The 21,787-nt window shown below is 63.7% G+C and carries 21 protein-coding genes; 7 read left to right on the top strand and 14 right to left on the bottom strand.

Translation table 11 applies throughout. The annotated features are described in order from the left end of the window. The first annotated feature begins 638 nt into the window (after positions 1 to 638). Together fdhA and J2X98_RS21550 are read left to right on the top strand one after the other, a co-directional pair. Complete coding sequence (gene fdhA / locus J2X98_RS21555) at positions 639 to 1,850, top strand: formaldehyde dehydrogenase, glutathione-independent (RefSeq protein ID WP_307312390.1); 1,212 nt, start codon at positions 639 to 641, stop codon at positions 1,848 to 1,850. Positions 1,851 to 2,420: 570 nt separating this feature from the next. Then, positions 2,421 to 2,567 carry a hypothetical protein gene (locus tag J2X98_RS21550; RefSeq protein WP_307312387.1) on the top strand — a complete coding sequence of 49 codons (147 nt, stop codon included), beginning with the start codon at positions 2,421 to 2,423 and terminating at the stop codon, positions 2,565 to 2,567. 408 nt (positions 2,568 to 2,975) lie between these two features. On the opposite strand, the gene dhaK is transcribed toward J2X98_RS21550, so the two are convergent. The 4 genes from dhaK to J2X98_RS21530 form a co-directional block, all read right to left on the bottom strand. Further along, a complete protein-coding gene (gene dhaK / locus J2X98_RS21545; RefSeq protein WP_307312384.1) occupies positions 2,976 to 3,971 on the bottom strand; it encodes a dihydroxyacetone kinase subunit DhaK in 996 nt (331 codons plus the stop codon). A gap of 68 nt (positions 3,972 to 4,039) precedes the next feature. After that, positions 4,040 to 4,678 carry a dihydroxyacetone kinase subunit DhaL gene (dhaL, locus tag J2X98_RS21540; RefSeq protein WP_307312383.1) on the bottom strand — a complete coding sequence of 213 codons (639 nt, stop codon included), beginning with the start codon at positions 4,676 to 4,678 and terminating at the stop codon, positions 4,040 to 4,042. Continuing rightward, positions 4,675 to 5,487: an HAD-IA family hydrolase gene (locus J2X98_RS21535; RefSeq protein ID WP_307312381.1), complete on the bottom strand. Its 813-nt coding sequence runs from the start codon at positions 5,485 to 5,487 to the stop codon at positions 4,675 to 4,677. The genes dhaL and J2X98_RS21535 overlap by 4 nt, the downstream gene beginning before the upstream one ends. After that, positions 5,488 to 6,351 carry a class II fructose-bisphosphate aldolase gene (locus tag J2X98_RS21530; protein ID WP_307312378.1) on the bottom strand — a complete coding sequence of 288 codons (864 nt, stop codon included), beginning with the start codon at positions 6,349 to 6,351 and terminating at the stop codon, positions 5,488 to 5,490. A 166-nt stretch (positions 6,352 to 6,517) separates the two neighbouring features. On the opposite strand from J2X98_RS21530, the gene J2X98_RS21525 reads away from it, so the two are divergent. Next, positions 6,518 to 6,937, top strand: a complete 420-nt coding sequence (locus J2X98_RS21525) for a GlcG/HbpS family heme-binding protein (RefSeq protein ID WP_307312375.1) — start codon at positions 6,518 to 6,520, stop codon at positions 6,935 to 6,937. 271 nt (positions 6,938 to 7,208) lie between these two features. Here J2X98_RS21525 and J2X98_RS21520 read toward each other — a convergent pair whose 3' ends face one another. Then, positions 7,209 to 8,237, bottom strand: a complete 1,029-nt coding sequence (locus J2X98_RS21520) for an ATP-dependent 6-phosphofructokinase (RefSeq protein WP_307312373.1) — start codon at positions 8,235 to 8,237, stop codon at positions 7,209 to 7,211. Positions 8,238 to 8,434: 197 nt separating this feature from the next. Here J2X98_RS21520 and J2X98_RS21515 point away from each other — a divergent pair, with 197 nt between their 5' ends. Continuing rightward, positions 8,435 to 10,300 carry a hybrid sensor histidine kinase/response regulator gene (locus J2X98_RS21515; protein ID WP_307312370.1) on the top strand — a complete coding sequence of 622 codons (1,866 nt, stop codon included), beginning with the start codon at positions 8,435 to 8,437 and terminating at the stop codon, positions 10,298 to 10,300. 116 nt (positions 10,301 to 10,416) lie between these two features. On the opposite strand, the gene J2X98_RS21510 is transcribed toward J2X98_RS21515, so the two are convergent. From J2X98_RS21510 to J2X98_RS21490, 5 genes are read right to left on the bottom strand one after another with little or no spacing between them, the layout of a single operon-like run. Beyond that, the gene (locus J2X98_RS21510; RefSeq protein ID WP_307312367.1) at positions 10,417 to 10,734 is read right to left on the bottom strand and encodes a putative quinol monooxygenase; all 318 of its coding nucleotides are present in this window, start codon (positions 10,732 to 10,734) and stop codon (positions 10,417 to 10,419) included. 49 nt (positions 10,735 to 10,783) lie between these two features. Beyond that, positions 10,784 to 11,281: a DUF1097 domain-containing protein gene (locus J2X98_RS21505; protein WP_307312364.1), complete on the bottom strand. Its 498-nt coding sequence runs from the start codon at positions 11,279 to 11,281 to the stop codon at positions 10,784 to 10,786. A gap of 31 nt (positions 11,282 to 11,312) precedes the next feature. Beyond that, positions 11,313 to 12,347 carry an NAD(P)-dependent alcohol dehydrogenase gene (locus J2X98_RS21500; RefSeq protein ID WP_307312361.1) on the bottom strand — a complete coding sequence of 345 codons (1,035 nt, stop codon included), beginning with the start codon at positions 12,345 to 12,347 and terminating at the stop codon, positions 11,313 to 11,315. Next, positions 12,344 to 13,198, bottom strand: coding sequence for an iron-sulfur cluster assembly protein (locus J2X98_RS21495; protein ID WP_307312359.1), 855 nt, complete (start codon positions 13,196 to 13,198; stop codon positions 12,344 to 12,346). The genes J2X98_RS21500 and J2X98_RS21495 overlap by 4 nt, the downstream gene beginning before the upstream one ends. Continuing rightward, a complete protein-coding gene (locus tag J2X98_RS21490; protein ID WP_307312357.1) occupies positions 13,195 to 14,241 on the bottom strand; it encodes an amidohydrolase family protein in 1,047 nt (348 codons plus the stop codon). Before J2X98_RS21490 ends, J2X98_RS21495 begins: the two co-directional genes overlap by 4 nt. 162 nt (positions 14,242 to 14,403) lie before the next feature. Between J2X98_RS21490 and J2X98_RS21485 the strand changes: the two genes are divergently transcribed. Both J2X98_RS21485 and J2X98_RS21480 read left to right on the top strand, forming a co-directional pair. Continuing rightward, positions 14,404 to 15,873: a helix-turn-helix domain-containing protein gene (locus J2X98_RS21485; RefSeq protein WP_307312355.1), complete on the top strand. Its 1,470-nt coding sequence runs from the start codon at positions 14,404 to 14,406 to the stop codon at positions 15,871 to 15,873. Positions 15,874 to 15,983: 110 nt separating this feature from the next. Continuing rightward, on the top strand, positions 15,984 to 16,796 hold the full coding sequence (locus J2X98_RS21480) for a nitrilase-related carbon-nitrogen hydrolase (protein WP_307312352.1): 813 nt from the start codon (positions 15,984 to 15,986) through the stop codon (positions 16,794 to 16,796). A gap of 270 nt (positions 16,797 to 17,066) precedes the next feature. Here J2X98_RS21480 and J2X98_RS21475 read toward each other — a convergent pair whose 3' ends face one another. The 4 genes from J2X98_RS21475 to J2X98_RS21460 all read right to left on the bottom strand — a co-directional run bounded on the left by J2X98_RS21475 (position 17,067) and on the right by J2X98_RS21460 (position 18,982). After that, on the bottom strand, positions 17,067 to 17,243 hold the full coding sequence (locus J2X98_RS21475) for a hypothetical protein (RefSeq protein ID WP_307312350.1): 177 nt from the start codon (positions 17,241 to 17,243) through the stop codon (positions 17,067 to 17,069). 9 nt (positions 17,244 to 17,252) lie between these two features. Then, on the bottom strand, positions 17,253 to 18,038 hold the full coding sequence (locus J2X98_RS21470; protein ID WP_307312392.1) for an SDR family NAD(P)-dependent oxidoreductase: 786 nt from the start codon (positions 18,036 to 18,038) through the stop codon (positions 17,253 to 17,255). A 204-nt stretch (positions 18,039 to 18,242) separates the two neighbouring features. Then, on the bottom strand, positions 18,243 to 18,422 hold the full coding sequence (locus tag J2X98_RS21465; protein WP_307312347.1) for a hypothetical protein: 180 nt from the start codon (positions 18,420 to 18,422) through the stop codon (positions 18,243 to 18,245). A 110-nt stretch (positions 18,423 to 18,532) separates the two neighbouring features. Beyond that, the gene (locus J2X98_RS21460; protein ID WP_307312345.1) at positions 18,533 to 18,982 is read right to left on the bottom strand and encodes an isocitrate lyase/phosphoenolpyruvate mutase family protein; all 450 of its coding nucleotides are present in this window, start codon (positions 18,980 to 18,982) and stop codon (positions 18,533 to 18,535) included. 672 nt (positions 18,983 to 19,654) lie between these two features. Here J2X98_RS21460 and J2X98_RS21455 point away from each other — a divergent pair. Then, positions 19,655 to 20,806, top strand: a complete 1,152-nt coding sequence (locus J2X98_RS21455) for a glycerol dehydrogenase (protein WP_307312342.1) — start codon at positions 19,655 to 19,657, stop codon at positions 20,804 to 20,806. The last annotated feature ends 981 nt before the right edge of the window (positions 20,807 to 21,787 follow it).

Raw genomic sequence — 21,787 nt, 5'->3', positions numbered from 1 at the left:
TCTTCGCCATGCTCCGAGACGGAACCCTCTACCAGGAGCCGGAACCACGAAACCACCCCGCAGCGGCTTGACGAAAACCATAGAGGCACCCCCCAGCTGTCTGGGCACGGCTCGGCGCCCCGTGGAGGTGCGCGGAGCTGACCCATCCGGACCATGCCTGGACACTCCCCGTGGGTGGCAAAAAATACACCGGTTTCAACTGAACGGGCCTTGACCCTTGTTCTTGGACACGCTGAGTCCAGCACTGGGCTGGAGAAGCGAGAATTCAAGGGATGGCAAAGAAGAGTTACACGGACGGGTATCGTCGGCGGGCGGTGGACTTGTATGAGTCGACGCCGGATGCGACGTTGCAGCACTCCTGAGAAATTCGGACGCGCGACCTGACTTCAGTGATGCATGGCCAATTCCAACAGGTGGAGGGGTATCCCTGACAACTCCGATGAATGAGTGGTATGCAGGCTATGGAACTTCCGGGAAACCGTGCTTAGACTGGGCGGGTCCCCACCCGGGAACCGGTACCTGACCATGCCAAACATCAGGAAAGCACCATAGGGCCAGGGCTGTTCCCCAACACGAGGGATGTCTCACCTACCCAGATCATGGCCGTCCCACCGGACGCCTGACTATAGGAGCAATTGATGACAGGGAACAAAGCCGTTGCCTATAAGGAAGCCGGCAAGGTTGAAGTAATTGACATTGATTACCCAACGTTCGAGCTCAAGGACGGGCCCGGGGTCAATCCCGCGAACGTGGGACGCCCGGTGAACCACGGGGTGATCCTCAAAACAGTCGCCACCAACATTTGCGGATCGGACCAGCACATGGTCCGCGGCCGCACCACGGCCCCGCCGAACCTGGTCCTGGGCCACGAGATCACCGGCGAAGTGGTGGAAGTTGGCCGCGACGTCGAGTTCATCAAGGTGGGCGATCTCTGCTCCGTGCCGTTCAACATCGCCTGTGGACGCTGCCGGAACTGCAAGGAACGCAAGACCGGCATTTGCCTGAATGTGAACCCGGACCGGCCCGGCAGCGCCTACGGCTACGTGGACATGGGCGGCTGGGTGGGCGGCCAGGCCAACTACGTGCTGGTGCCGTATGCCGACTGGAACCTGCTGAAGTTCCCGGACAAGGACCGGGCCATGGAGAAGATACTGGACCTGGCCATGCTCTCGGACATCTTCCCCACGGGATTCCACGGCGCCACCACGGCAGGCGTTGGCGTTGGTTCCACCGTGTACATTGCCGGTGCCGGTCCTGTGGGTCTCGCAGCGGCAACCAGCGCGCATTTGCTGGGTGCCGCCGTCGTCATTGTTGGCGACATGAACGAAGGCAGGCTGGCCCAGGCGCGCAGCTTCGGCTGCGAAACCGTGGACCTGACCCAGGGTGAGCCGAAGGACCAGATCGAGCAGATCCTGGGCGTGCCGGAAGTGGACTGCGCTGTGGACGCGGTGGGCTTCGAAGCGCGCGGCCACGGCAAGGGAGCGCACGAAGCACCCGCAACCGTGCTGAACAGCCTGATGGACATCACAGCTGCCGGCGGTGCCCTGGGTATCCCCGGACTGTATGTCACCGGCGACCCGGGCGGCATCGACGAAGCAGCCAAGAAGGGTTCGCTCAGCCTTAGCCTGGGCACCGGATGGGCAAAGTCGTTGAGCTTCACCACGGGCCAGTGCCCCGTCATGAAGTACAACCGGCAGCTGATGATGGCCATCCTGAATGACAAGGTCAGCATCGCCAAGAACGTCAATGCCAAGGCCATACCGCTCGAGGATGCAGCCAAGGGCTACGCGGAGTTCGACGCCGGCGCAGCCACCAAGTACGTCCTCAACCCGAACGGCTACTTGAGCTGACACAACGATAAGGGTTGGACCACGGCGGCTGAAGGAGGATGCTGGGGTCGTTGTGCTGCCGCCGGCGGTACCCTCAACCGACCGCCGGCGGCAGCCAGGAAGTGCCATAAAAACCACCACCACCCGCGGGCCGGCCCGCTCCAGAACGAACGAATGGGTTTTGGCGCTGGATACTTCCGTAACCGTGTAGCGGAGAAGCTGCCCTGGTTGCCGGTAATGACTCCGAGTAACTGCCACCGTTCAGTCAGGCGGTACCGATCCGGTGCAGTGGCCACGAGGCTGGAGCAGGTTCGGCCGCATTTGGTTCCTATGTGACGACCGTGGTCAATAAGGCGCCGACGGACGTTTAACGGCGATCCCCGCATTGGTTCCACGGATTTCATGGATGGAGTCTGAGGCAAGTCCGACGGCAGTGTCGCGGGTTTGGGCTCCAAGCAACTGGATTTTGGAGGGGGACGTGAGGTGGCGCTTCGGTCGTATTGTCAACGTTGGGGCGAGTTTGCTCACGAATCCGATAGCCCGTGCTCTACGCCCCCGGGCTGGAATGCACTGTTGTCCTTGGCTGGCACCATGGCGAAAGATCTGGGGCAGCACTCCAGCTCGGTTGACATGGAATCCGGCGGCGTGCTGCACGCCACCGACGCAGGCCCGGAAGAGGCGCTTGAGTACATTGTCGCTTCCACCGCTTTCAGCATGGGCAGTGGTGGCGAACTGTGAGGGGACCCAGGCAGGTACGGCAATCTGTACATTCGGCGCCGTTGATAGGCTTGTGGAGCGCCTTGCAAAGCAGGGCCGGGCCTCCGGTCGTTGACTGTGTGCCATGGAACAGGACCGATTGTTTGGCCTTCTGTGAGGCGCTGTTTAATCGGTCTGCCGTTTTTCGGCACTGCCGACGTCTCAGCAGGTCCCCGGTGGCAACACCGACCGCAGGTCGAGGGTCCGTGGCCCTCGTTCTTTCTTCGTGGAGGGTTCGGTCGGCGACCATACCGTAGAGGGCTCTGCGGCTGTGGCGCGCTTCGCCGTTGGCGCTCACCGGTTAGAGGAGTCCACACGCGATCTTGAATAAGGTACGGAGAGACGAACGCACGCCGTGGGATGACCACGGCGTGCGTTCGGAAGCAGGAATCAGAAGACGCGGATCGGGATCTCCGCCGGGTCCTTCAGCAGGGACTCGATCTCGTCGTCGAGCTTGACCAGTGTGATGGACGCGCCGGCCATGTCCAGGGAGGTGCAGTACTCGCCCACATAGCTGCGGCCCACCGTGATGCCCTGCTCGGCAAGGCGTTTGTGTGCCTGGCCGTACAGCAGGTACAGCTCGCTGATGGGGGTGCCGCCCAGTCCGTTGATCATCAGTGCGACACGGTCGCCGTCGGAGAAGGGGAGGTCTTTCACGATCGGGGTGAGCAGTTCCTCGACGATGTCGTTGGCGGGCATGATTTTGGCCCTGCGGCGGCCAGGCTCGCCGTGGATGCCAACGCCGAGTTCGATCTCGTCCTCGCCCAGCTCGAACAGCGGGCTGCCCTTGGCCGGCGGGGTGCACGCGGTCAGGGCCACGCCCATGGTGCGCGTCACGGAGTTGACTTTCTCACCCACCCGGATCACTTCGTCCAGGTCGGCCCCGCGCTCTGCGGCGGCCGCCACCGCCTTGATCACGAAGAAGTTCCCGGCCACACCACGGCGGCCGATGGTATATGTGGAGTCCTCAACGGAGACATCATCATTGATGAACAGCGTCTTGACGTTGACCCCTTCGGCGGCGGACATCTCCTGCGCCATCTCGAAGACCATCTTGTCGCCGGTGTAGTTGTTGACCAGCAGGAGCACTCCTTTGGGCGAAGCCATCAGTCTGGTGGTCTCGTGGACGTAGTCGAACGGTGGTGCCGCGAAGACGTCACCCGGGCAGGCGGCATCGAGCATGCCCTTACCCACGATCATCACGTGCGCCGGTTCATGGCCCGAACCCGACCCTTGGACAATCGATACTTTGTTCGGGTCGGGCCCGTCCGCGCGCATGATCAGGTTGAATTCGGGGACGTACTTCAGGGTGTCCGGGTTGGCGAGGGCCAGCCCTTCAAGCATCTCGGGTACGAACTGCTGGGGGTTGTTGACAAACTTTTTCATGCTTGCTCCACGTCGTTGTGATGGTTTCGATGGACAGTGACTTTGACGGACAGTAAAGAAGCAGGGTGCTACCGCTCCGGCCACCCGGCCACGATGCGTTCGATGATGATTGCCACGGCCAGGGCCCCGGCATCCGGGGAGCCGATGCTGCGCTCTCCGCTGTAGCTGGCGCGTCCGCGCTTGGCTTCCAGTTCGCTGGTTGCCTCGGCACGTTCGCGAGTGGTTTTGGCGAAGGCCTCGCGGGAGTCCGCGGCATTGGCCCCGGAGGTGATCATGCGTTCCAGTTCGTCAGTGGCAGGGACCAGTGCGTCGAGAAGGGTTTTGTCCCCGAGATCAGAGTTGCCGCGGGCTTTGATACCGTCGGTTGCCGCGCGCAGCATCGCCACCGCGGCGGTGCCCGTAATTTCATCGAATTGTTTCGCTGTGACTGAGGCCCGGAGGAACGCGGTTCCCCAGAGGGGACCTGAGGAACCGCCGATGCGGCTGGTGATGGTCACGGCGATCTGTTGGAGGAAAGCAGAGACGTCGTCGCGCTTGTAGGAATCCCAGTCGGCGAGCACCTTTTCGAAGCCGCGTGCCAGGGAGTAACCGAGGTCGCCGTCGCCTACGACGGCGTCAAAGTCTCCGAATTCCTTCTCCTTGTCGACGGCGGTCTGGGCGATGATGCGGACAACATATTCGACGTCCGCGAGGTTGGTGGCGGTCATGGTGTCTCCGTCCGGGTGGAAGGTGCAGCTGTTGGAGCTGGAAGCTTCAGGATTTGCTGGAGCGTTTCGAGTGTCACCGTACCGGGAACCTTTAGGTGGTGGGGGTTCAGCAGGACTTCGACCGGCTCGCCCTGGTCCTGGTCGCCCAGTGAGGAGACCACCAGGGACGCGCCAGCGAATTCCTCCTCCCGGGTGTACCCGCTGACGGTGACCAGAGTGCGCAGGCCCGCAGCTAGTGCGGCGCGCATCCCGTTGGCGCTGTCCTCGACCACGACCGCGTCGTCAGGGTCCAGGCCCATTTCCCGCAGTGCCAGCAGATAGATGTCCGGTGCGGGCTTTTTGCGTGGGACAACGTCGCCGGCAAAAACCGAAAAGTCCGACGCCGCGTCCTCCCCAACGGCGTGGGTCAGCACGGCCAGCACGGCCGGTTCCGCCGACGTCGAGGCGACCGCCAGCCGCCACCCCGCGGCGCGGGCCTCGGAAACGATGCGGGCTATACCGTTCCGGGCAGGCATGACACCACTTTCCACCATCTCCTTGTAGATAGCGGTTTTGTGTTTGTGCCAGGCCAGGATGGCTTTGTCCACCGCGGCATCGTCGGCCAGACCGAGTGACGCGGCAAGATCCGGAGTGAGGATGCTGCGCATCCGCTCTTTCCCGCCACCGATCTTGACCTTCTGCGCGTAATCCTCAACGCTCCACTGGACCGGGACGCCGAAGTCCTGGAAGGTCCGGTTGAACGCGGGCAAATGCCCGTACTGCTCGGTATCGGCCAAGACGCCGTCGCAATCAAAAATCAGGGCCGGCATTCAGTGTCCGCCTTTTCCGGCGCTGCCGAACTGCTCAGCGAGTTCTTTCACCATGGTGATGACGTCGGTGCGGGCGTGCTTGAACAGCGACGGAGGATCCCACTTGTTGTCTCGCTCGGCCTGTTTGAGGAACGCCAGGCTGGACTGCATGTACGTTTCCTTCAATGCGGTGGAGATGTTCACCTTGGCGCATCCGCGGGAGATGAGGTCCGCGAACTGCTCCTGGCTGAGCCCGCTGCCGCCGTGCAGGGCGATGGGAATATTCCGGGCCTCGACAATTTCGGTCACGCGGCCCATGTCCAGCACTGGCGCGGTCTTATATGTGCCGTGGGCGTTGCCGATGGACGGGGCGAAGACGTCGATTCCGGTGGCGTCGAGGTAGCCGAGCACGGTCTCCAGGCTTTGCTGTTGGGACACTTCGTCTGAACCGTGGTCATCCTCAACGCCGGTGATCGCCTCGATCTCGCCCTCGACCTGCGCGCCGTAGCTGCGGGCCTCGGCGACCACTTCGATCGTCTGTCGCTGGTTTTCTTCAACGGGAAGGCTGGACGCATCAAACAGTACTGAGTTCCAGCCGGCTTTCAGGCATTCGGTTATCACGCCACGGTCCGGGCAGTGGTCCAGGTGCAGGGTCACCGGAACTTCGATTCCGCGGGTCAAGGAGCTCCACATATCGAACAGCACTCTGGTGCCGATGCTGCGGACCGTCTTCACTGAGGTCTGCAGGATGACCGGAGAGTTTGCTTCGACAGCGCCGGCGAGGACCGCTTCGATGGTCAGGTCATTGAAGATGTTGATGGCCGGTACCCCATAGCGTGCTTGAAATGCAGGGCCGAGAATCTCATTCAGGGGCGCAACGCCCATAACAGCTACCTCCTAGATAGGCTCGCTCCCACGCTAGGGCAGCGGCCTGCCAGTCGAAATTGGGGATAACCCGCACAGCCCCGTGGGGGTATTCACCACCTGTCTCGAGCGGGTGATCCGTGGTTAGGTGATGCGCACAGGCAACTTCGAATGAACAGGATCCAGTATGGCAACCGGAAAAGTGCTCGAAACCGTCAGTGCCGATGAAGCACGGCGCGTCCTTGATGCGGCCGCGGCGAAAGCAGCAGAGATCGGCCAGCCCATGGACATCGCCGTCGTTGACGCCGGCGGCAATCTCAAAGCGCACCTCCGCATGGACGGCGCGAACATCGGCAGCATCCCCATCTCCATCAACAAGGCGTACACCGCCATCGCATTCCAATGTGAAACGGGCGAGCTGCAGGAGAACACCCGTCCCGACGGCCCTATCTATGGACTCAACGACGCCCACGGCGGACGCCTGGTGGTCTTTCCCGGCGGCATCCCGCTGGTCCGCGACGGCAAGATCATGGGCGCCGTTGGCGTCTCTACCGGCACCATCGAACAAGACCAGGAAGTGGCCGAAGCAGGGGTCGCCGCGTACTAGTGGTTCCTTAGGGTTCGGAACTTTGACGTGGGCCACCATTGACTGCCACGTCAATAAAGTTGGGCCCCGCATAGTGGTGTAACGCCACTTTGCGGTCCTTGACCGTCAACACCTGCATCGACGATGCCCGAATCTAAAAGTCTGCCTAAAACTCAAGACAAACATCAAAGGTGTCAGTACCCCAGGGAACGCTAGAACCAGGCGCGGCAGCAGCACTGCAAGGAAGGACGCCGCGGGATGGCCACCGGCGTCCTTCCTTTCCCTCTAAGGTTCAGCCAAACAGATACGTCGCTTCGTCGTAGCGCGACTGCGGCACCGTCTTCAGGCGTCCCACCGAGTCCGCCAGGCTCACCCGGACGATTTCGTCACCACGGGTGGCGACCATCTGACCCCAGGCGCCGTCGTGCACTGCGTCAACTGCTGCCAGCCCAAGGCGGGTACACAGCACGCGGTCGGTGGCGCACGGGGCACCCCCGCGCTGGATGTGGCCCAGCGTGGTGCTGCGGGTCTCAATCCCGGTCCGCTCCTCAATGATCGGGGCCAGATGTTCGCCGATACCACCGAGCCGCGGCCGGTCGAAAGCATCCAAGCCGCGCTCCGAGTGCGGCTCGGACATGCCCTTGGCGAGGAATCCTTCGGCCACTACCACCAAGGGCGGGCGTCCCCGGCGCACTGGGCCTTCCACCCACTCGCAGATATCCTCGATGCTGGCCTTTTGCTCCGGAATGAGGATGGCATGGGCGCTGGTGGCCATGCCGGCGTACAAGGCAATCCATCCCGCATGGCGTCCCATTACCTCCGCGATCATGCACCGGTGATGGGACTCGCCGGTTGTCTTTAGCCGGTCGATGGCCTCGGTGGCGATTTCCACAGCGGTGTGGAACCCGAAGGAAAAATCAGTGGCGAAGAGGTCGTTGTCGATGGTTTTGGGAACCCCGACAATCGGGATGGCGCTGTTGCTCAGAATGTTGGCAACGGCCAACGTTCCCTCGCCGCCGATGACGATGAGGGCGTCCACTCCCAGCACGCGCAAGTTCGATGCGATGCGCTCCACTCCTCCGCGGTCGCCTAGCGGATTGGTCCGTGAGGTGCCCAGGATCGTCCCGCCGAGGCCGCCGATGCCGCGGACGCTCTTCCAGTCCAGTTCCAGCGTGCTGCCCTCAATGAGGCCCCTCCAGCCGTCAGCGAAGCCGACGAACTGGTCGCCGTGGATTCGGATGCCGCGCAGCACGCAGGCGCGGATTACGGCGTTGAGCCCGGGGCAGTCGCCTCCGCTGGTCAGGAGTCCGATGCGCGCCATGTGAGCTTCCCTCCGCCGTTCCGATGACACCGGGTGTGGTGTTCATTCCAAGAAACCAGCAAAACGGGTGTTGGGGTATGAGGAGTTTCCCGCCTGCCCCTGTACTGGGAAACCAGCACGCGCGCCCGGGGGACGGCAGGCTATCGTGGTAGGACGCCCGCTACCTTGCGGGCTGCCTTTCGTCGAGGAGGACGAAAATGACTGCATCAGAGCCTGAGTTCGAGGCCTTGGTCCGGAGCCTGGCTGATCCGTACGGCGTCCTTAACAAGATTGAGTCCGTGACGGACCTCGCGCGCGACCTGGCCGGCCGCTTTGAGTTGCAGCCCCTGCTGGCCCGCATCCTGACCAACGCTGCGTCGCTGCTCCACTGCGAGTCAGGGTCGATTGCACTGGTTGACGAGCCTGCCGGTACCTACACCAAGAAGGTGGACATCGGTGTCGGCTGCCAGGAAGGCCAAACCTTTCCCTTGTCCGAGGGATTCACGGGCCAGGTTGTCTCCAGCCGTTCCACGGTCATCCTGGAGGCCTACCGCACCGTTGAGCGCGGTCACATCGCGCCCACCGATCCCCGCTGGAACTGCGCCGTCATCGGAGTGCCCATCCAGTGGGGCGAACAGATCGTGGGCGCCTTCATGGTCTTCAGTGCCCTGCCGGGACGGCCCTTCACCCAGGACGAAGCACGCCTGGCCGAGCTCTTCGCGAGCCAGGCCGCCATTGCCCTGGCCAACGCTGACCTGCATTCGAAAGCAGCAGACCGAGAGCGTGAAGCCGCCGTTGCCGCAGAGCGGGAACGCGCCGTACGTGACGTGCACGAAACAGTGGGCCGCTCCCTTGCCACACTGCTCCTGTCCCTTGACCAGGCGGAAAAGGCGAACCCGGCGGGGGAGGCCGAAGCAGCCCGGCACATACGCAAGGCCCGGACCATAGCGCACGACGCGCTGGCCGAGACGCGGCGCACGGTTTTGGGTATTGGTCCGGCTGCGCTGGCCGGCCGCACCCTTCAGGAAGCCATCGCCGGGGAACTGACGTGGGTGGATTCGATGACCGGCGCCGCAACGCAGCTGAAAGTGCTCGGAGAACCGTGGACACCTGCCCCGGAAGTTATGCACCAGGCCTTCAGGATCGTCCAGGAAGCACTCAACAACGTGGTCAGCCACGCACACGCCACCTCGGTGCGCGCCGGGGTTATCTTTGAACGGGACAGTGTTTCGGTGGTTGTGGAGGACAACGGCCGTGGATTTGATCTGGCCGCCGCGCACGGTGACCACTCCGCCGTTCACCCTGGTTGCCTGGGGCTGCACGGTATGAGTTCCCGGGCCATCCACTTGGGCGGCGATCTGCAGATCGATACGACCCGCGGCTGGGGGACCCGCGTCAGGGCCACGCTCCCGGTGCAGGTTCCGGAGCAGGACGCTTACCTGCAGCCGCGGTGGAAGGTGGTGATCGCCACCCCCTACCTGCTGGTCAGCGCCGGGCTGGTGAAACTTTTGGCCCGGGCGGAACCCGGGATCCAGGTCGTTGCAGAGGTCTCCACAGCGTCCCAGCTTATTGATGCCTGCGCGTTGCTGCGCCCGGCCGTGGTCCTGCTGGACCTGGACCTGCTCCACCGGGACACCTCCGGGATCTTCTCCCATCTCCGAACAATCGATCCCGGCGTTGCGGCGGTGGTCCTGACGGACAACCCGACAGTGGACCAGGTGCGCTCGGCCAAGCAGTCAGGCGTCCGTGGGTTCATCAATCGGCGGGCGGACGGCGACACCATTGGCCGCACGATTGTGGCGGCGGCCCAGGGCGAGGCCTTGATGGAAGGCGAGATGTTTGACCACCTCATGGGTGATAGCAGCCGCGGTACCGGAAGTGGCCTGTTCACCACCCGGGAGCGGGAGGTCCATGACATGGTGATCCGGGGGATGGCGGACAAACAGATTGCGCGGGAGCTGCAGATATCCGTCAAAACGGTTGAAAAGCACGTCGGCTCTATCCTCCGCAAGACCGGGGCACGCAACCGGACGATGCTGGTGAGCATGAATGCTCAGGAGGCAGTACCTCTGCAGACGTGGTGAGGGCTGCGTGCATCCCACGAAAGTCCTGCGGACACCAGTGGTCCGGATGGCGGCTTTGCTGCAATCCGGACCACTGGGCTGTCCCTTCGGTTCAGGACAGCTGACTGGCGTGGGGCTTACTTGACGGCCAGTTCCCCGAGTTCGGACCAGCCGTCCACTTTGACGTTGACGATGTCGGGGGTCCGGGCCAGGTAGGCAGGCAGTTCAGCGGTGGCCTTCTTGAAGTGCTCTGTTTTTACGTGTTCGCCGCCGGCTTCGTCATCGCGGAATGCCTCGATGAGGACGTAGGTGTTGGGGTCGGCCAGGGAGCGGGCCCATTCGAAGAAGAGGCAGCCTTCCTCGGCGTTGGTTTTATCGGTGAATTCCCGGGAGATTTCCGGCCACGCATCGGCGTGCTCCGGCTTGACCGGGAATTTGGCGGTGATGAAAATCATGGGTCTCCTTTGGGGGAAGTGAAAAGGGTGAATGGGTGGAGTTGTCAGCTCAGGCGGCCGCAGGCCGGGTCTCCTCGCCGGCCGCTTTGGTCACGGCACGCCTTGACACGACGGACTGGATCCGGCTGCCCAGTACCGCGGAGAGCCATCCGAGTGCTGCGCCGATGATGAGGGCGGCCAAGGTCCCCCAGAAGTTCAAGGCAGTGCCAAAGTAAGCGGCGGTGCCGGCAAAAGCTCCCGGAATGAAGGACAGCGGCGCCCAGCCGGCCTGAAGGCACATTCCCAGGGCGGCGACGGCAATGGCTACTGCCAGTACCCCAGGGAGCGGGACGGCTCCGGCCACCGTACCTACCAGCCACCCGTACACAACGCCTGAGAGGTTCGCGGCAAGTCCTTTGCTAAAGCCGGTTGCTCCGCCGCCGGCGGCGAAGAAGCAGGCCCATGCTATGAAGGCAACCCACGTGACCAGCCCGAGGTCGATGCTCACCTGGGTCCAGATGCCGGCGAGCACGCCGACGGACATTCCTACGCCTACGTACTGCTTCATGCCATGCCCCTTTGTTCTTGAAGTCCGGTCATTACGGGACCAGGATGGCCCGGCCGCGGACCTTGCCGGCGTCCAGGTCGCTGATGGCCTGCTGGAAATCGTCCAGCTTGTACTTCTGGGTGTGCAGCGTGACCGCCCCGCGGGCGGCTAACGCCATCAGGTCCTGCAGGTCGTTGTAGGAGCCCACCAGGTTGCCGATGATGTTGATCTCCGAGGAGATGATGTCGATGGTGGGCACCGTGATGTCCTCGCCGTAGCCCACCACAAAGTAGTCGCCGGCCTCCCGCAGCATCGCAATGCCCTCGGACGTCGCGCCGCCCTCGCCCACGAAGTCGATCAGCACCTCCGCGCCGTTCCCGCCGGTGAGCTCACGCACCTTCTCCACCTGTGAGCCGTCCGCCACCACGCCTTCATCGGCGCCGATCGATTTGGCCAGCTCCAGCGCCGCCGGGTTGCGGTCCACCACGATGATCCGGCTGGGCGTAAGCGCCTTCAGCACCTGGATGCCGATATGCCCCAGGCCCCCGGCGCCGATCACCACGCAGTTGTCCCGCGGCGTCAGCCGCTTCGCCGCCTTCGCCGCCGCGTGGTACGCCGTCAGCCCCGCGTCCGCCAGGGCGGCCACGTCCGCGGGCTCCAGCGAGTCGTCGATCTTCACCACCGATCGGGCAGAGGTCAGGAGGTATTCGGCGTACCCGCCGTGCGTGTTGATGCCCGGGAACTTGCTGTTCTCGCAGTGCACGTCATCCCCGGAACGGCACGCACGGCACAGGCCGCAGGTGATCAGCGGATGCAGGATCACCTTGTCGCCCTCTTTCACGTTGGTTACCGCGCTGCCCACCGCATGCACCCAGCCGGCGTTCTCGTGGCCAATCGTGTACGGCAGGTGCACCTGGGACTTCTCGGCCCACTGGCCCTCCAGGATGTGCAGGTCCGTGCGGCACACGCCGGCCCCGCCAATCTTGACTATGACGTCCCATGGCCCGGCCACTTCCGGGATGGGCGCCTCCGTCATCTTCAGGCCTTCGTGGTAGCCGACCACCTGGACGGCTCGCATGGTGTTCATGGGTGGGTCTCCTTGACGGTGAATGGAAGAAGGTGGTGATCGTCGGCCGGCTCGGCCCCTTCGGGCCGGTCCGCCTGGTCCGCGCCCGAACCCTCGTACCGGGTGCGCAGCAGGCCGCGGCAGAAATGCGCGTTGCCGTCGATGGAAATGCGCGTGGACCGCGCCCGCCGCAGCGCCATCGGCACCTGCTCGGCGGGGTAGGGGTGGCCGTCATGGTCCACAAGTACGACGGCGGCAGGTTCCGTGGGCAGCCCAAGCGCGTCCCGCCGTCGTACTAAAGCGTCCTTGGTGCGGCCTGCCGGCAGGTCACCCAGCCGCACCGTCCCCACGTTCGCTTCGGTGAGGGCGGGATCGGCGCGCAGCTGTTCGGTCAGGCAGCGTTCCATGGCGGCGGTGTGCGCCTTCCGGCGGAACAGCGCCCGCAGCCCGTCCAGGCTGTCCTCGGCCTCGTGGCCGAAGGTGCCCCGGTAGCCGGCGTCCGCGGCCAGGCCGGCATTGATCAGGGCGGAGTCGTGGTGGTCATCGAGTTCCACCACCACCCGTCCCACCCCGGGCAGCGCTGCGATGGCGTCCTTGCTGTCCGACGCCATGAGGTAGGCGAAGTTGGGGGAGCAGAACGAGGTGGGCAGACGCAGGTGCACGGTCACCTCCGCACCGTCGGGTGCCCCGGTGACGTCGATGGAACGCACGAAGCCCAGATCGGTGATCGGCTCATCCAGCTCGGGATCCAGCACGGTGCCCAGAGCCCGCTTCACTTCCTGCACCGCCACGTGCTGCACCTCCACATCCAGGACACGAGCGTCCCCGGCACCCGCATCCCGGACGGGGTGGTCCGTCAGCGCCGTTGTCATACCGCGCCTGCCAGGTCTGCCCGTTCCGGCTGGCGGGGGCCCGTGGCCGTTTCGCCGGCGTCCGGCAGCTGGAGCTCTGCCGGCACGTCAATGTTGTACATCTTCGCGGCGTTCAGCCCCAGGATCTTTTTCTTCTGCTCGGTGGTGATGGGAGCGTACTCGGTCATGTCCTCCGGGATCTGGAAGTCCACGAAACGCTCCACCAGCCACCGCGGGGTCCACAGCGCGTAGTCGCTGGAGAAAAAGATGCGGTCCTCGCCGATCCAATAGATCAGCTCGCCGATGATCTGGGCGAAGTACCGCGGCCGGGTGTGGATGAACGGCATGGCCACGGCCAGGCCGCCGTAAACGTTGGGTTCCTGGGTGGCGATCCAGCAGAAATCCTCCAGCCGGGGCAGGCCCACGTGCTCCACAATGAAGTTCAGGTCGGTGAAGTCCGAGGCGACGTGGTCCACGTCCGAGACGTCGAACGAGTCCCGGTCCAGGGGCCGGATGGTGGGGCCCTTGTGGACGTGGATGTTCTTGATGCCGAGCTTCCGGCACTCCTCGAAGTAGCGGTAGGCCCAGGGGTCGGAGAGTTTGTAGCCGCGGGATTCCCCGTGCCATTCGGCGGTGTAGAGCTTGACCCCCGTGAACTTCATCGTCTCGTGGTCCGCGTGGAGCCGGTCCAGGCCGCGTTCGCCGTCGCGCGGATCGAAGCAGTGGTTGTAGGTGAGCTTGTCCGGGTTTGCCGCGGCCAGTTCGTAGGCTTCCTTCGTCTGCCCGAAGCCGTTCTTGTAGAACTCGCCCAGGTACGCCGGCTGGAAAATCGCGTGATCGACGTAGCCGTCCTCGAAAAGGTCCTTCATCAGGCGCTCACCGCCCTGGTACAGGTATTCGTCGTAGGTCCACAGCTCCGTCTCGGGGGAGAGGTTGCGGTGGTAGTCGTAGAAGCAGTCGATGAACTGTTTGCCGTGGATGTTGCGCTGGTTCTCCGGCCGGGCGTCCCACAGGGCGATGTGGGCGTCGACGATGAAGTAGTTTTCGCCGTCTTTGCTGTACATGATGTTCTCCTCCCCGCGACTGCCATAGTCGCGACACCATCGAGGCTAGGGCGGTTCCGCGCCCGTCAACATGTGACCGGTGTCTCATTTTGAGACACCGGTCTCTCGCCCTTCCGTACGCCGGCACGTAGTCTCGGAGGAGGCAGGACAAGGAGGAGGGCAATGATGCCGAACGGGAACGGGCCGGGCGCTGAGCTCGCGGTTGCCTCGCGACGCCTTCTCGCGTCGTGGCAGCGGAGTGAGGAATACGGCGTCTCAGCGGAGGAGGTTGACCCGGTCTGGGCCGGGTCCGTGAACGGCGACTCCCTGTTCTTCCAGTGCGGGCAGGAGGTGCTGACCGGCCTCCACCAGACCTTGGCCAACGAGCCGCTGAGCCTGATGCTCACGGACGCCGACGGGCTGGTGCTCAACCGCTTCAGCGGTGACACCTCCCTGCTGCAGGCGCTGGACAAGGTGCACCTGGCCCCCGGCTTCGCGTTCTCCGAACGGGAGGCGGGAACCAACGGGCTGGGCCTGGCACTGGCCGACCGCACCCCGAGCCTGGTCCGCGCCGAGGAACACTACAGCGCAAGCCTCCGCACCTACACCTGCGCCGCGGTGCCGGTGCTTGACCCCCTCAGCGGACGGCTCGAGGGGAGCGTGAACATCACCACGTGGTCCAAGTCCTCCCCGGAGCTGCTGCTGGCGCTGGCCCAGTCCGCCGCGGGCACCACCGCCGCGTTGATGCTGGCCAAGTCCGGAGGCCGGCACCCGAAATCCGGCCCCAAGGGCGGGGTGTTCCGGGTACAGCGGGCACGCCTGGAGCCCGGCTCCGGCACCCTTCGCGCCATGTCCCGCCCCTGGACCGCGGCCCTGGACGCCGCAGCAATGGCCCTGACCTCCGGTAAGGTGGCGGCCGCTGTCGGAGAACCGGGGACGGGACGCGCCACCCTGCTGGGCCAGGCCATCCGCCAGGCGCACCCGGGAAGCCGCATCCTCTGCGCTGCCGTTCCCGCGCCCCAGGACGTGGAGGCCTGGCTGTCCCTGTGGACGCCGGAGCTGTCCAAGCCCCACACCGCTGTTATCGTGGAGAACATTGATCTGCTCCCGGCCTGGGCTGCGCAGGAACTCGCTGCCCGGGCTGTCAGCTCGCGGGGCCGGGGATCCGAAGGCCTTCCCGCAGCCGTAACCTGGGCCGTGACCGCGGATGACCTCACCGCCATCCCGGCCCCGCTGGCGGCGCTGGTGGAGTCAGTGGTACTGGTGCCCGCACTGCGGGACCGCGGTGACGACGTGATGCCCCTCGCCCGGTACGCCGCCCGGCAGTCCCGGATGCGGGAGGTCGACTTCACACCCGCCGCAGAGCACGCGCTGACCGCGTACGGGTGGCCCGGCAACGTTGACGAACTTTTTGGCATGGTCCAGGACGCGGCGCAGCGCACGGAGACCATCGATGTGCGGCACCTGCCGGCTGCGCTGCTCGGCCGCTCCGGCCCCCGGCTGACGCGGATCGAGGCCGTCGAGCGGGACGAGATCGCCAGGTGCCTGTCCCGGCCCGGAACCACCGTTGCCGCTGCCGCCGCCGAACTGGGCATCAGCCGGGCCACGATCTACCGGCGCATGGCCCGGCTTGGAATGGCTGCCCCAAAGTAAGACATGAGATACACCAAAAGCGAACCGTGCTGTTGCATAATTTCAACGCGCAGTGGCCGAACGTCAAGTTGCGTCCAGGCTGAGGTTCCCGGATATACAAGGAAGAACCAATGGAAATCGCACTGGTCCAATTATCCAGCCCCGACAACGAAACCCAAAGCCAACGCATCGATCGTGCCGAGGCGCTTCTGCGCCAGCAGCGCGGAGCGGACCTTCTCGTCCTCCCAGAGATATGGAGTGCAGGCTACTTCCATTTCAAACAGTATCGGGAACTCTCAGAAACAGGGCAGGGGTTGACGGTTCGCATGTGCACAGCAGTGGCAAAGGAACTCCGGACCTACGTACACATTGGAAGCATGATCGAACGGGTCCAGGGAGTCGCCCACGGCAGTGCACCGGCCCTGCGGAACACCTCGATGCTAATCGACCCGCAGGGCGATGTCGCCCACAGATATTCCAAGATCCACGTCTTCGGCTACCAGTCCCTCGAAACCGAGCTGCTCTCACCGGGAACGTCGCTGCCTGTCGTGCACACGCCATTCGGATCAGTGGCGGGAACTACCTGTTACGACCTGCGCTTTCCGGGCCTATGGTCCGAGCTGAGCGTCCGCGGGGCCGAAATAGTCATCGTCCCCGCCGCGTGGCCGGCCGCACGCCGGGAACACTGGAAGCTCCTGACGTCTGCCCGGGCCGTGGAGCACCAAGTCTTCATCCTTGCCTGCAACGCCGCAGGCATTCAGGAAGGCATTGAACTGGCCGGGACCAGCCGCATTGTGGACCCTGCAGGTCACCTTGTGGCGGAAGCAGGACGGGGCGAAGAGGTGCTCCGCGCCAGCATCGACCCCGGCCTTGTCCAGACCACACGCAGTGAATTCCCCGTCCTCGCCGACCGGCTTGCAGATTACCAGGGCCTCGACCGCTGACCAGGACCGGCATCTGGCACGAACACCGTAACAGGCTCTCAGTTCTGGAGGATGTACCGGATGGACCCGGACTACCGGTAAGGCCCCACGGTACCAAGGAAAAACGCAGCAATTAATCTGTATCCAAAATTGACCAATGGCCTATTCATCATCAGTAACGAAACTTCCGCACGAAGCTGCGGCGCTATCGCCCGCGGCCGCTTTTTGCCGCATGGGATGGGCGACAGGACTTGACGTCGACGAATTCGGGACCGGTTAGTCCTCTCTGGGCTATTCCACGTTCTGACCGGCGACCAGGGGCCAGCAGCAGCTACGCATCAGCAGCTTGCCGTCGGGGGCCTCCGCTTCGACGGCGGCCAGCGAGTTCAAGGCGTCAGAAACCAGCGCATCGTTGGCGTCCTGGTCCTCCCGCGGGATGTCGGGTTTACCGGTGCGCGTGTAGTTCACAGCGGCCGTTTATCGATTTGTAGGGGGGTGATTTAGGGAGTTGGTTGCCGTGGGCTTCGATTGAGACCGGTTGCCATTCGGTCCAGGTTGCCAGGCGTGATTCGTAGTCCTTGGTTGCGATGTCCAGGGGTGTTTTGCCGAAGAAGACGCGCAGGGGCGGGTTCTCCGCGTCGACGACATTTCGGAGGATAGCTCCTCGGGTGGCCGTGGGTCGCCGGGGTTGTTCGAGGAGGGGCGGCCTGCCGCGGCTTTGCGGACCTCGTCGCATATGTCCATCCGCCCGCTGTGGGTGGCGGACGGGCCGGACCAGTCGGTCGAGAAGCCGCCGGGTCCTACCAGCGTCACGTGGATATTGAATCCCTCGCCCTCCTGTGTGAGTGACTGGGAGAAGCCCTCCAGCGCCCACTTCGACGCGTGGTACGCGCCCACGGTTGGGAAGGCGCTGATTCCACCGATGCTCGATACCTGAATGATGTGGCCCGAACCCTGTTTAGGCATGACGGGAACGGCCGCCTCCGTGACCCACAGCACCCGAACAGGGTTCGTCTCCAGCTGTGCCCGGACCTCAGCTTCGGTGAGTTCCCCGATCAGGCCGAAATGTCCGTAGCCGGCGTTATTGACCACGACGTCGAGCCGCCCAGGGTGCTCTGCCGCCTTCCGCGCGGCCGCGATATCAGGATCCCGGTCCGTGACGTCAAGCTCGATGGGCAGGAAGGTAACAGCATACTTTTCGGCAAGGGCACGAAGAGTGTCAAGCTTACGTGCGGTGCCTGCTACTTTGTCCCCGCGCTCCAGGCCAGCTTCGGTCCACTCGCGGCCAAAGTCATTGGATGCGCCAGTGATGAATCAGGTCTTACTTCCTGGGTACGTTCCTTTCGATGGTGTACAGGGACATCAAAACCTCCGGCGACGGCAAAGCCTTCCCCAACGCCTCATGTCCAGGGTCTCCGGACCGCGCGTACCCCTTGCCCGGGTCTTCCCTCGACCCAGCGTTGGAAGTCAGTTCAATGGCGGGGTGTCTACGGGCAGGACGCCGGTCCCGTAAAGGTCGGTGGCGAGACCGCGGAGTGCCCGCAGCGCGACTCGCTTGGTGAAGGGGCCAAAGGAGACCCGGGCTACCCCGAGTTCCTGCAGGTCTGCAGCCGGCAGAGCCCCGGGCGCGCCGATCACTGAAAGCATTCCGTGAGAGTCCCTCAACAAGCGGCTCAATGATGTCGCGGGTGAGTGCTCCCGGGACGAAGACCAGCGCAGCACCGGCGTCGAGGAATGCCCGGCCCCGGGCGATGGCGTCATCGATACAGTCCCTTATGGGACGGTCCCCAGCCCGCGCGATCGCCTCCGCCGGGCGTTGAGCTGGAACGCGATGCCCCTTCATCGTTGGCGGCGGCCATGATGGCCTCCACCCGGGCCACAGCTTCGTCGAAGGGACGAAGACGGTCTTCAACGTTGGCGCCCACGACGCCCAGGACGGTGGCCCTGCGGATCGTCTCGGCGGGGTTGTCGTACCCGTCATCGAGGTCGGCCGTGACGGGAAGATCGACGGCGTCCACCAGTTTTGATCGCGGCCAGCGCGATGTCCATGGGCATGCTGCCGTCGGCGTAGCCGTAGGTGGCGGCGATGGAGTGGCCACGGTGGCGATCGCTTTCGTCTCCGGTAGCGCCCCAACCGTTGCTGCGCTCATCGCATCCCAGACGTTGACAGCCCGCAGGATCTCCGACGACTCATGCAGCGCTTTCAATTGCTGCGCGCTCCCAGGTGTTCGTTCCGGTCATTGCTCTTCTCCGTTTTCCGTCAATAAATTGGCAAGGATTCGAGGGAGCACTTTTCATCCTCGCCGCACGGGTTCAGTGTATGCCGTGCGACAGCCGGTATCTCCGCATTCCCCACTAAACAAGGGTTCCCGGACCATGTGATGTTCCGGACGGCTTCCCCGGCATCAGCATCGGGGTCGGGCCACAGGCGCCCAATGGTCCGGAGCCGCGGCGCGCCCATTATCTAGCATCGAAAGGCGCAGCTCGGAATCATCTCGCCCCTGGTTCTCATCCGGCACCAGGCCCACGGGATTGACACTAAATATACGGTCCGGGGGTCTGCCGGGGATCTCCATGCGCATAATCTTCGCGTGATTTTCACTCAAAAGTCGGGGGCCGCCCAATGGCAGGGGAGGTCGGCGAGCTAAATCTCGACCGCCGACATGGGCTCGACAACCGGCAGACGTAAACCTCTCCACCTTGGGTGTATCTTCGTCGTCCCTCTTTGCGTAGAGGCGATGCTCACGCAGCAGCAGGCAAGTTATCGTGTGCGTCTCAATTTGAGACGGTTCGCCCTCGTCGGGGCCGCCACTTGGGCGTTACTCTCGGGGCAGTGACGGCCATCCGGCCGCATCGACAATGACGTCAAGGAGCTCCTCTTGCCTGCAAACAGCCCCATCCGTTCAGTCATCAGCCCCGGTCGCTACGCCCAGGGGCCGGGAGCCATCGCCCGGTTGGGCGAATTCCTCACACCCATCGGAAGCACACCTTTGATCGTTGCCGATGACGCCGTCTGGGGTTTCGTGGGACATGATGTGACCTCATCGCTGAAGACGGCGGGGCTCCCCGTCACCAGGGAAGCCTTCCGCGGAATCCCATCAGCAAAAGAAATCAATCGCCTCGTCGACGTGATCAAGAGCGAGAACGCGGACGTCGTGGTCGCCGTCGGCGGCGGAAGTACGATTGATGCGGTCAAAGCATCTGGGTTTCTCGCAGGTATCCGGTGGGTCACCGTACCCACGGTCGCCTCAACGGATGCACCGACGTCGGCCTTGGCTGTGGTCTACACAGATGATGGCGCATTCGAGGAATACCGTTTCTTTCCCCGCAACCCGGACCTCGTCCTCGTCGATTCGCAGATTATTGCGAACGCTCCGGCAGCTTTCCTCGCAGCTGGAGTGGGAGACGCCTTGGCCACATGGCTGGAGGCACGGGCAACAGCGGCATCCAACTCGCTAACAATGGCCGGGGGTCTTCCCACCCTCACAGGCACGGCCCTGGCCCACCTTAGCTGGGACGTCCTCTGGGACAACGCCCTGCCAGCTCTCGATGCAGTACGCGATGACCTCGTCACCCCAGCAGTCGAGAAGGTCATCGAAGCCAACACCCTGCTCTCGGGCCTGGGATTCGAGTCCGGTGGTCTGGCCGCAGCCCACGCCATCCACAACGGACTAACGGCAGTACCGCAAACACACGGACTCGCCCACGGGCATAAAGTCAACATCGGTTCGCTCACGCAGCTCGTACTCGAAGGTGCACCGACCGGCGATATCCGTGACTTCATCGAATTCACCACTAGGGTCGGCCTTCCCACTACCCTGACCGAAGTTGGACTAACGGCAGAAGACACCCATGAGCTCGAACTAGTCGCCAATGCCGCGACTGTAGCAGGCGAGACCATTCATGCGATGCCTTTCGAGGTCCGGTCTGCCGACGTTGTCTCCGCACTCAAGTCAATCGAACGCTTCTCTCGCCGGGTCCGCGAGGAAGCCAGCCTCCCTGAGCCGAAGCCATACGTAGCCGCCCACTGACGTGCACAGCGACTTCTCCAATCCCTATCCCATTATTATTACCTCCCAACTTCCCGGTGTCCCACGGCGGGAGGTGCTCACGTTAATTGCCTTCCGGGAGGCGCGGGGCGGACCGCGAGAATCCCGGTCTTACTGCCGGGAAACCCGGACCCGGAATTACGCCGCCGGCCGGGAGGGGAGAACGTCCCGGACATAACTCGCACTTGGCCACTGGCCGCTCATCACTCGAGGTCGGCTGAAATCAGAAAATGAAAGAATCAAAATGTCTCTCGGAATTATCTTCCTGTCCGAAATATTCGGCACAGGGATGCTGACATTGCTCGGGTTCGGAGCGTGACGGTGCAGCCAAGGCTTCAAGTTGGTGGATGGCACGGATGGATGGTTGGGTGTATCCCAATTATGCAATTTCCTCGTAGCAGGCCTTGTTTTGCCGACCCGAGGAGTCCTGTCCAGTTAGGATCGCGCCGGGCCTGTCACAGCCCGCCCTCCCCAGTGAAGGGTGGCTGTGATTCATGAAGTTGTTGCTGAACTCTAGACAGCCAAACGAATTCATCGCCTCGACGTCTGGGCGATGAAGAGTGCCCCCGGTCCAGAACGCCCGCCGCTTCCTCGGATCCATGCCCTGGTGTTGTTGGGTGGGCTGGGGTTTCAGCCTGGAGGTCGTCGCAGTACGTCCTCCAGGGCCCAGGAATTAGGCCACATTGACCGTGGCCGGTCCCGGGGAGGCTTCCGTTCTGCACGTTCGTGCATAGTGCTTGACTCCATTTTCCATTTCTCCGAAGAATAGAGCAGAACGGCGGCGCCATCCAGCGGCGGCCGCATCACGCAAAGCCCCAAGGGAGTCGTTTTGGGACCCAAGGATCCATCTGTTCAACCGTCTGCTGCCGCGCCCCGGCATGGGGTGGAACGCCCTTCAGTCCACAACCTGCGCCGCCGTCCGCACGCCAAAGTACTGGTGGTCGGTGGTGGTATTAACGGTGT

Source organism: Pseudarthrobacter enclensis (genome assembly GCF_030811655.1).
Classification (GTDB): domain Bacteria; phylum Actinomycetota; class Actinomycetes; order Actinomycetales; family Micrococcaceae; genus Arthrobacter; species Arthrobacter enclensis_A.
The sequence above is the reverse complement of the archived record's forward strand: the minus strand, read 5'-3'. Positions and strand labels throughout refer to the sequence as shown.